Here is a 14,230-nt window from a genome sequence, read left to right on the forward strand (position 1 = left end):
TTTATGGAGTTGTTTTTATGAGTACAACTTTGGTTTTATCTTGTTTTGCAATCGTTTTTCTAAAGTCTCTATATTTTTTATAGTCAGTTGCGGTATATTGACCATCGTTAAGCTTAAATACACGACTATATTTTATCTTATTCTTATCAATTTTTTCAATGATCAGTTCGTAACTCCCAAATTTATTTTCAATTTTTAAATTATTAGGCATAGCTTCAATAGCGTAATTTTCAGGTAATGTTATTTTAAATTCGTCCGTATCAATAAAACCGCGTGATATTTCAAAAGGGAGTTTTCTATTTCGATAACGTTTAGGTACCTCTAATGCTCGATTAAAAGCATTTATAGTAAACAACATGCGGTCATCACTAAAAGATGCATATTTTGAGGCGGAGAGCTCAATGTTTTCATTAAAAATTACACTATCCTTATGGTTTGAGAAGTCATATTTATTAACGGTCATATTATTAATATATGACCAATAGTTAGACTTGTAATATTTTTCAATATCTCTTTTTGGCTGTTTTTCTAAGCCGTAATGATTGCTATATTGAATACCACCAGAGTTTATGGTGACATCTGCTTCAATGTTACCTTCATTATTAATACTATAGTTTGCATTTGTTTTTTGGAAGTTGTCGTCGGTTTTGTAAATGCCAGTATGTTTTATTTTTCCTCCTTCTGGTGTAATTAATAATACATCTCTATCATCAGTAAACGTTCCTTGATAACCAAATGGAACTGTTTGACTTGTACACTCGAGCCAAATATCTTTATTATTTCCTTCAACATATAAAAATGCGTGATTACCTTGTACAGAGACTACATCTTGTTCCATGCTTTTTTTATCTCCACCGGCGTAAACAGGAGCGTAGTATGAGGTAACTCCGGCTTCGTCTAATAATGACTTTGTATAGTTAGTAAGTGCTTTACAATCTCCATATCCTAACTTGTCTACATCTGTAGCTAACATAGGCATCCATCCGCCAATACCCACTTGTACACTTATATACCGAGTTTTTTCTTGTACATAGTTATATATAATTTTGGCTTTTTCAATAGGGTCATCAATGCCAGAAACCATTTGCTTTACTTTAATTTTTGTACTCTCTGGTAAAGAAGTTCTACTCACAATTAAATTATCATACATCCATTTACCAAACTCTTGCCAATTGTTAGCAGATCCGTCTACATTTTCTAATCGAAATCTATTGCTGGCAACAATAAGCCAAGGCATTACTTCTAAAGAGGAAGGACACAACTCTTCATATTTTATAGCTGGTGAGTTATTGACTTCGTATTTAATAGTTGTTGGTTTCTCTGATTTAATGATATTAAAATTTTCAAAATTTTTCTCTGCCTTTTGAATTTTTATATCATTAGGATATGTGATTTCATAACTACTTTTAACAACACCTTGATTATAGGACGTATATGGAAACCACCTTGGTATAAAAGCTGTATTTGAAGATTCTATTTCATATTCATAAGAAATTGTATATGGATATGTAGTTGGAACATAGTCGTAATAAATAAGTCTACCATCATTAAATAATGAAATGCCATCAGCGGCACTTCTATCTATGAAATCCCTTTTTTTTATGTCTTTAATTTCAACACCTATTGCATTGTATACATAAGCTCTTACATTTTTTATGTTATTAGAGGAGTCGTAATGAATTACGATTTCAGAATTATGATTTCCAAGTTTATTTAGGACAGTAATTGTTTTACTGCGAGTGACAGTCATTTTTTTTGACGATTCTAATACTATTTTAGTACTTGAATTGCGTATAACAGAATTAGCATTTTGTTTTAAACTATCTGGAATAGTTAAAATACTTACATCAAAATCTTGTGAATAAATAAATTGAAAGGAAAATAGGGTTACAAGAAGAAGTAACTGTTTAAAATACATAAAGTAGTGTTTAGCGTGGGTCGTTGATACACAAATATATCAAACTTATACCTAAAACGTTACAATTTTTATAATATTTTATATTTTATTTTCAGAGTCTATTACAATAGTTACAGGACCGTCATTCAATAAGTTTATTTTCATGTCTGCACCAAAAATACCGGTCCCTACTTTTTTGCCAAGCTCTTTTTCTGTCACAGAAATGAATTGGTTGTATAAAGGTATTGCAATATCAGGTTTAGCGGCTTTAATATAAGAAGGTCTATTTCCCTTTTTTGTACTTGCTAAGAGCGTAAATTGGCTGACTATAATAAGTTCTCCATCTATTGCAAGTAGCGATTTGTTCATGACATCATTTTCGTCATTGAAAATTCTAAGATTCAATACTTTTTTGGACAACCAATCAATGTCATCTTTGGTGTCATTTTCAGTGATGCCTAATAAGACCAATAGTCCATTATTAATAGAAGAAATTATTTTATTATCAACACTTACAGAAGCATGACTTACTCTTTGAATTACAGCTTTCACTTTTTATTAAAATTTATATTTTAATTTTTCAACTCTCTTACCCATATGTTTCTAAAACTTGGTTTGCTACCATCATTATGATCTTGTAATTGTAGGGGAGCCTTTCCATGAGGTTCATTAGTTGGCCAACCTATATAGGCCACGGCACCAAGAATTTCAAAATGATCTTGAATTAAAACGCCATTATGTAAAACAGTCATTGTTCCAGATTTTATTTTTTCACCATCAGTATCAAATTCTGGTGCATGAAAAATAATGTCGTAACTATTCCATTCTCCGGTGGGAACGGCAGCGTTTACCGCCGGAATAGATTGTTTGTAAATGGCTCCTACTTGCCCGTTAACATAAGTGTCGTTATCATTATTGTCTAATATTTGTACTTCATAACGCTGTTGAATGAAAACACCACTGTTGGCTCTAGATTGGCCTTCGCCTAAAATTTCAGAAGGTGATTTCCATTCTAAATGTAACTGGATACTTCCAAAATTGCGTTTGGTTTGTAAAGTACCAGAACCACTGTTGACGGTCATGCTTCCATCTTTATTTAGTATCCATTTGGCATCGGTAGAATCTTCAGCAACAATCCATTCGTCCATGTTTTTACCATTAAATAGAACAATAGCATCAGAAGGAACTTTATTTTCACCGAGGTTTACTTTTGGAGGTTTAGGTTCCCAAATTTCCGTTTCTTCAGGTTTGGTGGGTTCTATTTCTTTATTTTCGACTTGTTTTAACGTGTCAATCTTTGTGTCATTTGAGTCTTCATTATTTGTAGATTCTTTACATCCGAAAAATGCAAAAAGAACAAAAAGAGCAATTATATTTTTATACATTATAATTTTTTAATTTTTATATTTCTGAACCATACTTTATTACCATGATCTTGTAATCCTATAAAACCGTTTTGTGTATTTCCGAAATTTTTCCAATTTTTAAATTTTGAATTGGCAATCATTTCATCCCATTTTTCTCCTTGCAATGGAAAAGTAGCAACTAGAGTACCATTTAGTGTAGAAGAACCTTCATTGGTATTATGATTTATCTTGATAACGGCGGTGTTCCATTCTCCAGCCGGGTGCACTACGTTGGAAGTTGGTGAGACTAAATCATATAACGCACCTGCTTGATGACTTGTGCCAGCCTTTGCATCAGGGTGTCTTTCATTATCTAAAACTTGAACTTCCAATGCAGATTCGTAAATTTTCGCATTTTTATCTTCTAAAACACTCCAAAAAATTCCGCTATTACCGCCTTCAGATATTTTCCAATCTATTGATAATTCAAAATTTTTAAATTTTTCTTTGGTAATAATATCTTGACCTTCACCATTACCTGGCGTAAAAGCCAGAGTATTGTCTTGTATCGACCATCCAGAGGGCACACTGTCCATTAAATACCCTCGCCATTCATCTAAAGAGCTACCATCAAAAAGCGTTATCCAATCGTTTTTAGTTTCACTATCTTTAATAGTTTCCTCTTTAGGTACTTCGTTCGAAGTTGTTTCTTTTTTATCATCTTTACAAGCCGAAAAGGATAAAACGGCAAGTAGAATTACTGTTAATTTTTTCATTGTTTTTTATCTGTTTTTAGGGTTATGAAAGACCCAATATTCTTTTTAATTTGTCTTTATCAATATCAGCTCCGGCAAAATCATCAAAGGCTTTTTCAGTGGCCTCAATAATATGATTATTAATAAAGATAGCACCTTCTTTAGCTCCCTGTTCAGGGCTTTTAATACAACACTCCCATTCCATTACAGCCCAAACGTCACAACCGTATTGCGTAAGTTTAGAGAAAATTGTTTTAAAATCTATTTGTCCATCTCCAAGTGAACGATATCTGCCAGCTCTGTCTACCCAGTTATTGTAGCCACCAAAGGCACCTTTTTTTCCAGTCGGGTTGAATTCAGAATCTTTTACATGAAAAGATTTAATAAATTCATGATAATGATCTATATATGCTAAATAATCCAGTTGCTGTAGTACAAAATGTGAAGGGTCGTAAAGTATATTTACACGCTTGTGATTGCCCGTAGCTTTTAAAAAGCGTTCAAAAGTATCGCCGTCATGTAGATCTTCTCCAGGGTGAATTTCATAGCAAACATCTACACCATTTTCGTCATAAACATCTAAAATAGGTAACCATCGTTTTGCTAATTCTTCAAATCCCATTTCTACTAATCCTGGAGGTCTTTGAGGCCAAGGATGCATTGTATGCCATAGTAAAGATCCTGAAAAAGTAGCATGAGCATTCAAGCCCAAATGTTTACTCGCAATAGCTGCGTTTTTAACCGTTTGTACCGCCCAAGCCGTTCTTGCTTTCGGATTGTTTTTTACCTTGTCTGGTGCGAAACCATCAAACATAATATCATAGGCTGGGTGTACAGCAACCAATTGCCCTTGTAAATGTGTAGAAAGTTCAGTAATTTCTAAACCGTAACTATTGATTTTACCTTTTAATTCATCACAATAGGTTTTACTTTCTGCAGCTTTATCAATATCAATTAATCGAGTTTCCCAAGTTGGAATTTGTATGCCTTTGTACCCTAATTCGCTTGCCCATTTACATAAACCATCTAAAGAATTAAACGGAGCATTGTCGCCCATAAATTGTGCTAAAAATACTGCAGGTCCTTTTATTGTTTTCATTTTTTAATTTTAATTATTTATTCAAATTTACCCAAGTATTTCCTTGTTGATGAGATTTTACAGTACTTTCTATAAAATTAAGTCCACGAACACCGTCATTCATTGTTGGAAATTCTCCTGAATTGTATTTCTCACCTCTAATAGCTCTGGCTACACCTAAATAAATGTTAGCCATAGCGTCAAAAATACCTTCAGGATGTCCCGGTGGTAATTTGGTGCCATCTAACGATAATTCAGAATTGTAAGCATGTCCAGGTTTATATATTTGTACCGGTTTATCATCACTCATAGCATATAAAAAATTAGGATTTTCTTGTTCCCATTTCAATGCTCCTTTGTCTCCGTACACGGCAATGGTCAATCCATTTTCTTCTCCAGTTGCTATTTGACTCGAGCGAATTACCCCTTTGGCATTCCCTTCAAATCTCACTAAAACAGTACCGTCAATGTCCATTTTATTATCTTCATATAAATAATTGAGGTCGGCTAAAATTGATTTTATTTGCAAGCCTGTTGTAAATTCAATCATATTAAAAGCATGCACACCAATATCTCCCATACAACAACTTATTCCAGATTTTTCAGGATCTAATCGCCATGTGGAACCTCGTTTTGATTTATCGTGAATAATTGGATTTATCCAACCTTGGTAATACTGAGCATCTACTTTTTGAATTTTTCCAAGTGCACCAGATTTTATCATTTCACGCATTTGACGTGTCATAGGGTAGCCTGTATAGGTATGCGTAACCGCAAAAACTAAATTAGATGTATCTAATAAATTTTGTAAAATTTTAGCTTCGTCATAGGTTGTTGTCATTGGTTTTTCGCAGATCACATGAAAACCATTTTCCAAGAGTTTTTTTGCCATTGGAAAGTGTAAAAAATTAGGCGTTAAAATTGAGCACACCTGAATCCTTTCTTCTTTGGGTAGTTTTAACTCTTCCTCAACTAAAGTTTCAAAATCATTATAAATCCTGTTCGTGGGAATGTCTATTTCTTTGGCAAATTTTATGCTTTCACTAAGGTCGGGATTAAAAACAGCTCCCACGATTTCATAATTATCATTTATATGTGAGGCAATACGATGTAATACACCGATTAAAGAATCGCCACCACCACCTAAAATTCCTAGTTTTATTTTTTTTGGCATTATTTTTTTATTTAAATTGATCTATACTTTTTATATTTCTGTTGCTGGATGTATTCTATTCTTTTCTATTTTTTTTCGCATTGCAAATAAAATTCCGAATAAAACGACTAAGGTCAAAGGAAAATAGACCATAAAACCTAGTACAGCTTGTCCAGCGGCAACATCAGCCACTTCACCTGTTAAACCAGAAGCTAATGCTGAAGCTTTTTCAGTGTCTAACCTTGAACCTATTATAGGATTCCAAATTGAAGTTGCAAACATTCCTGCACCTCCAACCAAAGACATTCCTAATGCCCCTGTTTTAGATGTATATTCAGCTATAAAACCAATCATGGTTGGCCAGAAATAACAAACACCGAGAGCAAATAATGCAGCCGCTACATAGATCATATTTCCATCAGCAATACTCATGAAATAAATGGCTACGGCTGTAATAATGGCTGACATAAATAAAACGCCAATTGGATTTAACTTGTGTACAATAGGGCCGGCAAAGAACCTGCCTAATGCCATGATACCAGTAACTAATGCTAGAACTAACATAGGACTGGCTCCTGAGCTTCCTAAAATAGTCTCAATCCATTGTTGCGGAATAAATTCAGATGTTGCTGTAAGCGTCATACATACTAACATGAAAAGAAATAACGGATTCATTAAGGCTTTAATATTTTCTCCGGTATTCGATTCAATATTTTCACTTTTTGGGAACTTCTGAGTAAATACTAAGAATCCATAAATTAAAGTTGGTATAATCATGGTTGCAATTTGTAGTTGCCACCCTAAACCACATTCGGTCATAAATTTAGATACTAATGCTCCAATGACAAGCCCTCCTGGAAACCAAACATGAAATTTGTTTAGCATTCCGGTTCTGTTATCGGTGTACATGTCTGCAATCATAGGGTTACATGCTGCTTCCACTGACCCATTGGCAAAACCAATAAAAAAAGTAGATATAATTAATGTCCAAAAACCGCCCGCATAAATGGTTAAAACTAATCCTAAAAGATGACAAACGAAAGCAATAATCATCAGTTTTTTTGCTCCTAAAGAATTATACAATAGACCGCCTAATAGCATAGCTAATGGAAACCCAAGAAAAGCCATACTATTGATCCAGCCAAGTTCCTTATTGCTGATTTCGAAATCTACGCCAAGTTGGGTTAAAATACCTGCACGAATGGCAAAAGTCATTGAGGTTACAATCAATGCCATACAGGCAGCAAAAAATATTTTGTTTTTATTTATTTCGTTCATTATGAAGTGGGTTAGTTAGTTTAATTTTTTAGCTGAATTTATTAATAGATCTTTTGTGGCTTGTATACCTTCTTCTTCGCTAAGACGATCACCTTCATACTCAACACCAATATACCCAGTATAACCAGCATCTTTAACTATTTGTAACAAGCGTTCATAGTCTAAAGTCGTTTCATTTCCATTAGCATCAAAATCGTAAGATTTTGCACTTACTGCTTTGGCATGTTTCATTAATATTTCGGTACCTTTATAATAATCAAACAAATCAATACACTCACCTTTTTCTCCTCTTGTTATACAAAAATTACCAAAATCAGGTAGTGTACCGCAATTATCCATATTAATTTTGGTCATAACCTCGCTTAATAAATCTGCATTTGAAGATAAACCACCATGGTTTTCTACAATTACTTCTATGTTTTTACTTGCACCATATTTGGCTAAATCACCTAAGCCTTTAACAGAAGCTTCTATCCAAGCTTCTTTTTCAGTAGCTCCACTTAAATTTACACGAATGGCATGACACCCTAAAAATGCAGCGGCATCAACCCATTTTTTGTGATTTTCAATAGCTTTGTTTCTTTCTTTTTCATTTGATGAAGCTAAATTTCCTTCTCCATCAACCATAATCAAAACATTTTGAACACCATAGGTGATGCTTTTTGCTTTTAAAGAATCTTGAAGAGCTTCCATACTCATCGTTTTTAGCTGCTCATTATATAATTGAGTTACATATTCAATACCGTCAAAACCTAATTCTTTGGCTTTTTGAGCAAAATCCATTGGGTCTAATGTTTTTTCATTTCGAATAGCTTTATTTAAAGACCATTGTGCTAATGATATTTTAAAAAAGGGTTCAGCCTCTTTTACAGGAGCTGTTTCTTCTTCTTGATTTTCTGTGGTTGGAGTGGATTTTTTGCATGAAGTAATTGTTGTTGTTACTAAGAACAATGCGGTCAATGTGAAAAATAAATTTTTAATCATAATAGTTTGGGTGGTTTGATTTTTTCTGAATGATAAAATTACAAAAGTTTCATTAGAATATTAATAATTTGATTAAATTTAGGCTTTAAAATTATTCAATACCTAATTTAATTGAGCTTTTTTTGATAGGTAAAATGCCTTTAAAAGTTTAAAACCCAAAAAGACCATATGATAAAAGAAGATTATGATGCTATTGTAATAGGAACAGGAATTAGTGGCGGATGGGCTGCTAAAGAATTATGTGAAGGCGGGTTAAAGACATTAGTATTGGAACGAGGAAGAATGATTACTCATGTTGAAGATTATCCAACTATGAATGACGATCCTTGGGATATGGAGTTACGCGGAAGTACAACGCCTGAAGAGAAAAAAAGACAAGAAAAGCAAGGGAGAACAGGATATACTACAAAAGCAGAAAGTAAACATTGGTTTGTCGATGATGTGAAGCACCCCTATAATGAAACAAAACGATTCGATTGGATGCGGGGATATCATGTTGGTGGACGGTCTATTACTTGGGGACGGCAGAGTTACCGATTAAGTGATTTAGATTTTACAGCAAATAGTAAAGATGGGCATGGTGTTGACTGGCCCATACGCTATAGTGACCTTTCTTCATGGTATGATTATGTGGAACGCTATATTGGAGTAAGTGGAGAGAATCTTGGACTTTCACAATTACCAGATGGAATTTTTAGTCCACCCATGGAATTGAATTGTGTTGAGGAAGAGTTTAAAGAAAAAATTGCAGGAAATTATAAAGATAGACTTCTTACTATTGGACGTGTTGCTCATATTACCGGCGATCATTCGCACGATGGAAGGACCAATTGTCAATTTAGAAACAGATGTATTAGAGGTTGTCCTTATGGAGGTTACTTTAGTAGTAATGCCTCAACGTTACCTGCCGCAGATATAACGGGTAATATGACGCTAAGGCCGAATTCTATTGTCCATGAAATTATATATGATGCCGAGAAGAAAAAGGCTATAGGTGTTAAAGTTATTGATGCTGACACTAAAGAAACACATGTTTTTAAAGCGGATATTATTTTTTGTTGTGCTTCGGCTATTGCTTCTGCATCAATCTTAATGCAGTCGAAATCAGAACGGTTCCCAAATGGATTGGGTAATGATTCGGGTGAGTTAGGTCATAATATTATGGATCATCATCTAGGGGTAGGAGCTCGTGCAACTGTAGCGGGTTATGAAGATAAATATTATAAAGGAAGAAGACCCAATGGAATTTACATTCCGAGATTTAGAAATTTAGGAGATAAAAATACAGAAAGAAAAGATTTTTTAAGAGGATATGGTTACCAAGGTGGTGGTGGTAGGTATGGAATTGCAGAACATGTAGCGGAATTGGGTTATGGTGCAGAATATAAGGAAGCGATGTTAAAACCTGGAGAATGGACCATGGGCTTAGGTGGATTTGGAGAGTGTTTGCCCTATCATGATAATAAAATGACGTTAGATTATGAAAAATTAGACGATTGGGGGTTACCAACAATTACTTTTGATGCGGAATGGAAAGAGAATGAATTAAAAATGCGTGAAGATATGAAACAGCAGGCCGCAGAGATGCTCGAGAAAGCTGGTTTTAAAAATGTCAGTACGTTTGATTCAAGACATGCTCCCGGAATAGGAATTCACGAAATGGGTACGGCTAGAATGGGAAGAGACCCAAAAACATCTGTTCTTAATGCTAATAATCAAATACATACAGTTCCCAATGTTTATGTTACAGATGGTGCATGTATGACATCTGCGGGCTGCCAAAATCCATCGTTAACTTATATGGCAATAACAGCGAGAGCGGCTCAACATGCCGTAAAACAATTCAAATCGAAAAAAGCTTAAATAATGAATAGAAGAGATGCTATTAAAGGCTTAGGCTTATCATTAGGCTATGTGGTTGCTACACCAGCAATAGTAAGTATGCTTCAGGGGTGTAAAACAGAAGTAGATTTATGGAAACCTGTTTTTTTATCAGTAAACCAAGGCTATGTTTTACGAAATTTAGTTGATCTTATTTTACCGACAACAGACACCTCACCAGGAGCACTAGATGTAAATGTACCTGAATTTATTGATGTATACGTTTCAAAAACAGCAACAGTAGAAGGTAAAGAAGACTATAAAAATAAGATGGATGCACTACTAGACGAACTGGGTGTTTTGGATAAAAATCCTACGATTTTAAAGCCATCAGACTTTGAAAATATGTTGTCAAAATATTTACGAAGTTCTTCAGATCAACAAAGTGGATTTACGGATAAAGAAAAAATAGCTTTTGATGCTTTAAAGGGAATTCGTGGTAGAGCTGTTTGGGCCTATAGGACAAGTGAAGAAATTGGAGAAAATGTATTGGCTTATGACCCTGTTCCTGGCGTTCAAAAAGGATGTATATCAATAGAAGAAACCAAAGGTAAAGCGTGGTCCTTATAAAACAGAAATGAATGTATAAAAAAATAAACCTAATATATATATGCTTATTGATCTTTGTGTTTTTTAGCTGTAAAACAAAAACGGAGAATGAAAAAACAGCAAACCCGTTAGTTTCAAAAATAACTGAAAATTGGATCTCTTTATTTAATGGTAAAGATTTGGAGGGGTGGACTCCGAAAATTAGAGGCTATGCTTTAGGTGAAAATATTCACAATACATTCAGAGTTGAAGATGAAGTAATCAAAGTATCATACGATGAGTATGAAGATGGATTTAAAGAAACATTTGGACACCTCTTTTATAAAACACCTTTTTCAAATTACAGGTTAAGGATGGAATATCGTTTTACGGGAACTCAATTAGAAGATGGTCCGGGTTGGGCTGAGAGAAACAGTGGTGTTATGATACATTGTGAAGATCCGAAAAAGATGAATAAAGATCAAAAATTTCCACTTTGTATTGAAGTACAAATGTTGGGTGGTATAAATTCAACAGACCCAAGGTCAACTGCGAACCTTTGTACACCAGGTACCAATGTGGTTATGGATGGAGAATTGGTTACTGCACATTGTAACGATTCAAATTCTTCGACGTATTACGGCGAACAATGGGTTGCTTTGGAAGTTGAGGTTCATAATGATTCTTTAATTATTCATAAAATTAATGATAAAGAAGTGATGAGATATTCAAAGCCGCAAATTGGTGGGGCTGATATGGATGATTACAGCAGTGAATATAAAGAGAGAATTGGAGAATCTGTGAAAGGTGGTTATTTTTCTTTACAAAGTGAAAGTCATCCCGTAGAATTTCGAAAGATTGAATTGATGGAGTTAAAGTAAAGTACAAATGATGCTTTTAGATAGGTGAAGAAATACAGATTCTAAAATCAATTAAATAAAACCATGCAACGTAGAAACTTCCTTAAAAAAACAGCACTAGCAAGTTCTTTTGCATTGGCGAGTACTTCTTTATTTCCTTTGAATAGTAATAATAAGGGTATTAAAAAGGAAAGCTTTCCCTTAAAATTTGCTCCACACGAAGGAATGTTTGAAAATTTAGCAGGTACAGCTATTAGTGAACAACTAAATTTTATTGCTGATCAGGGTTTTTCTGCCTTTGAAGATAATGAAATGCGAAATCGAACTGTAGTTGAACAAGAGGCTATGGCCAAAATAATGCAAAAGCGAGATCTTGAAATGGGGGTGTTTGTAGCACATAAAATCTATTGGAAAGAACCGAATTTAGCGTCGGGAAATAAAGAAAAAAGAGCTGAGTTTTTAGCTGAAATTACAACCTCTGTTGAAGTTGCAAAAAGAGTAAATGCGAAATGGATGACGGTGGTGCCAGGTCATGTAGATTTACGTCAAAATATGGACTTTCAGACAGAACATGTCATAGAGGCTTTAAAGCAAGCTTCGGCTATTTTAGAACCCCATAATATAACAATGGTTTTAGAGCCATTGAATTTTAGAGATCATCCTGGTTTGTTTTTATCTGAATCGCCCCAAGCATATCAAATTTGTAAAGCCGTAGATTCTCCATCTTGTAAAATATTATTCGATATATATCATCAACAGATTCAAGAAGGTAATCTAATTCCAAATATTGAACAATCGTGGGATGAAATTGCCTATTTCCAAATAGGTGATAACCCAGGTAGGAAAGAGCCAACTACTGGTGAAATTAATTATAAAAATATTTTTAAATTTATTCATTCGAAGAATTATAAGGGAATATTAGGAATGGAGCACGGAAATTCAAGGAAAAATAAAGAGGGTGAATCTGCAGTAATTAATGCCTATAAAGAAGTTTCAAAATTTTAAATACATAAGAATGAGTAAAAAAAGTAAATCAACCAGACGATCATTTATTAAAAAATCAGCGGTAATAGCTACTGGAATTAGCATTATTCCGAGACATGTAATGGGGGGTAATGGCTTTATTCCTCCAAGCGACAAATTAAATATTGCTGGTATTGGTGTAGGTGGAAAGGGAACAAGTGATATTACTTCTTTTGCTAAAAGTCCCTTTGTTAATATTGTTTCTCTTTGCGATGTAGATGATAGGCAGGCGGTTAAATCACGAGAATCTTTTCCTAAGGCTAGTTATTACAACGATTTTAGGGAAATGCTAGAGAAAGAAGGTAAGAATATTGATGCTGTTTCTGTTTCTACTCCAGACCACAACCATGCCGTTGCCGCGTATATGGCCATGCAAATGGGTAAGCATGTTTATGTTCAAAAACCGCTTACACATGATATTTGGGAAGCTAGAATGCTTACAGAAGCTGCAAAAAAATATAAAGTAGTTACCCAAATGGGGAACCAGGGAGGCTCAGGTGATGGAGTTCGAAAAATGAAAGAAATATATGACACAGGAATCATAGGTGATGTGCATACGGTTAAGTGCTGGACCAACAGAGCTATTTGGCCACAAGCCTTGCAAACACCAACTAAAAAACACAAAATACCAAAAGGATTAAATTGGGATCTTTGGTTGGGTACCGCAGAAATGCGTGATTATAATGATGCTTACCTACCTTTTGATTGGCGAGGATGGTCTGATTTTGGAACGGGTGCACTTGGTGATATGGCGTGTCATATAATGGATCCTGTTTACAGAATTTTACCAATACTTTATCCTAATAAAGTGGAATGTAGCGTGTCTGATTCGTTTAAAGGTAAATTTGAAACTGCTGATTACCCAAAAAGTTTTCCAAATTCAAGTAAAATACACTTAAGTTATCCGAGAACGGATGGTAAGGGTGCTATAAAAGTTTCATGGATGGATGGTGGTTTACTACCCGAAAGACCTGATGAACTTGGGGATGATGAGGCCTTAGGAAACTGGGATGGCGGTGTGCTTTTCATTGGTTCTAAAGGAAAACTATTGGCAGATTGTTATGGTGCTAATCCAAGATTACTTCCTTTGTCATTAAATGAGCAATTTGAAGTTGAACAGACCATTGCAAGAGTTCCAGAAGGTCATTATTTACAGTGGGTTAATGCATGTATTGCAGGATATGGAAATGCAGAGACCAGTTCTTCTTTTGACTACGCAGGTCCATTTACAGAAAGTATCCTTATCGGTAACTTAGCTTTAAAAGCTTATTTTGAAGTAGATCCTAAGGCAGACAAAGGTAGTTTCTGGGGAGGCTCAAAATATAATGGTAGAAAACGTTTGTTGTGGGATGCTGAAAATATGAGAGTGACTAACTTTGAGGCAGCCAATAAATATGTAAAAAGAAACTATAGAGAAGGGTGGAACCTTTAAATAGTGTTAAGAATT

Annotated in this window: 13 protein-coding genes; 5 read left to right on the forward strand and 8 right to left on the reverse strand. The window is 34.5% G+C overall.

Annotated elements, in window-relative coordinates; all coding sequences use genetic code 11:
• Nucleotide 1: 1 nt before the first annotated feature.
• The 8 genes from JBL43_RS11980 to JBL43_RS12015 form a co-directional block, all read right to left on the reverse strand.
• Nucleotides 2-1,918: a DUF3858 domain-containing protein gene (locus JBL43_RS11980; RefSeq protein ID WP_198841670.1), complete on the reverse strand. Its 1,917-nt coding sequence runs from the start codon at nucleotides 1,916-1,918 to the stop codon at nucleotides 2-4.
• 78 nt (nucleotides 1,919-1,996) lie between these two features.
• Nucleotides 1,997-2,449 carry a D-aminoacyl-tRNA deacylase gene (gene dtd / locus JBL43_RS11985; protein WP_198841671.1) on the reverse strand — a complete coding sequence of 151 codons (453 nt, stop codon included), beginning with the start codon at nucleotides 2,447-2,449 and terminating at the stop codon, nucleotides 1,997-1,999.
• Nucleotides 2,450-2,469: 20 nt separating this feature from the next.
• Entirely contained in the window at nucleotides 2,470-3,282 is an 813-nt protein-coding gene (locus tag JBL43_RS11990; protein WP_198841672.1) for a 3-keto-disaccharide hydrolase, read from the reverse strand.
• Entirely contained in the window at nucleotides 3,282-4,019 is a 738-nt protein-coding gene (locus tag JBL43_RS11995; RefSeq protein WP_198841673.1) for a 3-keto-disaccharide hydrolase, read from the reverse strand. Before JBL43_RS11995 ends, JBL43_RS11990 begins: the two co-directional genes overlap by 1 nt.
• 22 nt (nucleotides 4,020-4,041) lie before the next feature.
• Nucleotides 4,042-5,097: a sugar phosphate isomerase/epimerase family protein gene (locus JBL43_RS12000; protein ID WP_198841674.1), complete on the reverse strand. Its 1,056-nt coding sequence runs from the start codon at nucleotides 5,095-5,097 to the stop codon at nucleotides 4,042-4,044.
• A gap of 13 nt (nucleotides 5,098-5,110) precedes the next feature.
• On the reverse strand, nucleotides 5,111-6,250 hold the full coding sequence (locus tag JBL43_RS12005) for a Gfo/Idh/MocA family protein (protein ID WP_198841675.1): 1,140 nt from the start codon (nucleotides 6,248-6,250) through the stop codon (nucleotides 5,111-5,113).
• A gap of 30 nt (nucleotides 6,251-6,280) precedes the next feature.
• A complete protein-coding gene (locus tag JBL43_RS12010; protein ID WP_198841676.1) occupies nucleotides 6,281-7,507 on the reverse strand; it encodes an MFS transporter in 1,227 nt (408 codons plus the stop codon).
• Between the two features lie 15 nt (nucleotides 7,508-7,522).
• Complete coding sequence (locus JBL43_RS12015) at nucleotides 7,523-8,491, reverse strand: sugar phosphate isomerase/epimerase family protein (protein ID WP_198841677.1); 969 nt, start codon at nucleotides 8,489-8,491, stop codon at nucleotides 7,523-7,525.
• Between the two features lie 168 nt (nucleotides 8,492-8,659).
• Between JBL43_RS12015 and JBL43_RS12020 the strand changes: the two genes are divergently transcribed.
• The 5 genes from JBL43_RS12020 to JBL43_RS12040 all read left to right on the forward strand — a co-directional run bounded on the left by JBL43_RS12020 (nucleotide 8,660) and on the right by JBL43_RS12040 (nucleotide 14,215).
• On the forward strand, nucleotides 8,660-10,354 hold the full coding sequence (locus JBL43_RS12020; protein WP_198841678.1) for a GMC oxidoreductase: 1,695 nt from the start codon (nucleotides 8,660-8,662) through the stop codon (nucleotides 10,352-10,354).
• A gap of 3 nt (nucleotides 10,355-10,357) precedes the next feature.
• A complete protein-coding gene (locus JBL43_RS12025; RefSeq protein WP_198841679.1) occupies nucleotides 10,358-10,942 on the forward strand; it encodes a gluconate 2-dehydrogenase subunit 3 family protein in 585 nt (194 codons plus the stop codon).
• 11 nt (nucleotides 10,943-10,953) lie between these two features.
• Nucleotides 10,954-11,781, forward strand: a complete 828-nt coding sequence (locus tag JBL43_RS12030; RefSeq protein WP_198841680.1) for a 3-keto-disaccharide hydrolase — start codon at nucleotides 10,954-10,956, stop codon at nucleotides 11,779-11,781.
• Between the two features lie 63 nt (nucleotides 11,782-11,844).
• Nucleotides 11,845-12,765 (forward strand): hydroxypyruvate isomerase family protein, encoded by a 921-nt coding sequence (locus JBL43_RS12035; RefSeq protein ID WP_198841681.1) that lies wholly within the window; start codon nucleotides 11,845-11,847, stop codon nucleotides 12,763-12,765.
• Nucleotides 12,766-12,775: 10 nt separating this feature from the next.
• Nucleotides 12,776-14,215, forward strand: a complete 1,440-nt coding sequence (locus JBL43_RS12040; RefSeq protein WP_198841682.1) for a Gfo/Idh/MocA family protein — start codon at nucleotides 12,776-12,778, stop codon at nucleotides 14,213-14,215.
• Nucleotides 14,216-14,230: the final 15 nt, after the last annotated feature.

It is taken from the genome of Aureibaculum flavum (assembly GCF_016406085.1).
GTDB lineage: Bacteria > Bacteroidota > Bacteroidia > Flavobacteriales > Flavobacteriaceae > Aureibaculum > Aureibaculum flavum.

What these genes read in the sequence shown, in the direction of transcription:
- JBL43_RS11980 (WP_198841670.1), bottom strand. Translation starts at nt 1,918, where the DNA reads ATGTATTTTAAACAGTTACTTCTTCTTGTAACCCTATTTTCCTTTCAA.
- JBL43_RS11990 (WP_198841672.1), bottom strand. Translation starts at nt 3,282, where the DNA reads ATGTATAAAAATATAATTGCTCTTTTTGTTCTTTTTGCATTTTTCGGA.
- JBL43_RS11995 (WP_198841673.1), bottom strand. Translation starts at nt 4,019, where the DNA reads ATGAAAAAATTAACAGTAATTCTACTTGCCGTTTTATCCTTTTCGGCT.
- JBL43_RS12000 (WP_198841674.1), bottom strand. Translation starts at nt 5,097, where the DNA reads ATGAAAACAATAAAAGGACCTGCAGTATTTTTAGCACAATTTATGGGC.
- JBL43_RS12005 (WP_198841675.1), bottom strand. Translation starts at nt 6,250, where the DNA reads ATGCCAAAAAAAATAAAACTAGGAATTTTAGGTGGTGGTGGCGATTCT.
- JBL43_RS12010 (WP_198841676.1), bottom strand. Translation starts at nt 7,507, where the DNA reads ATGAACGAAATAAATAAAAACAAAATATTTTTTGCTGCCTGTATGGCA.
- JBL43_RS12015 (WP_198841677.1), bottom strand. Translation starts at nt 8,491, where the DNA reads ATGATTAAAAATTTATTTTTCACATTGACCGCATTGTTCTTAGTAACA.
- JBL43_RS12020 (WP_198841678.1), top strand. Translation starts at nt 8,660, where the DNA reads ATGATAAAAGAAGATTATGATGCTATTGTAATAGGAACAGGAATTAGT.
- JBL43_RS12025 (WP_198841679.1), top strand. Translation starts at nt 10,358, where the DNA reads ATGAATAGAAGAGATGCTATTAAAGGCTTAGGCTTATCATTAGGCTAT.
- JBL43_RS12030 (WP_198841680.1), top strand. Translation starts at nt 10,954, where the DNA reads ATGTATAAAAAAATAAACCTAATATATATATGCTTATTGATCTTTGTG.
- JBL43_RS12035 (WP_198841681.1), top strand. Translation starts at nt 11,845, where the DNA reads ATGCAACGTAGAAACTTCCTTAAAAAAACAGCACTAGCAAGTTCTTTT.
- JBL43_RS12040 (WP_198841682.1), top strand. Translation starts at nt 12,776, where the DNA reads ATGAGTAAAAAAAGTAAATCAACCAGACGATCATTTATTAAAAAATCA.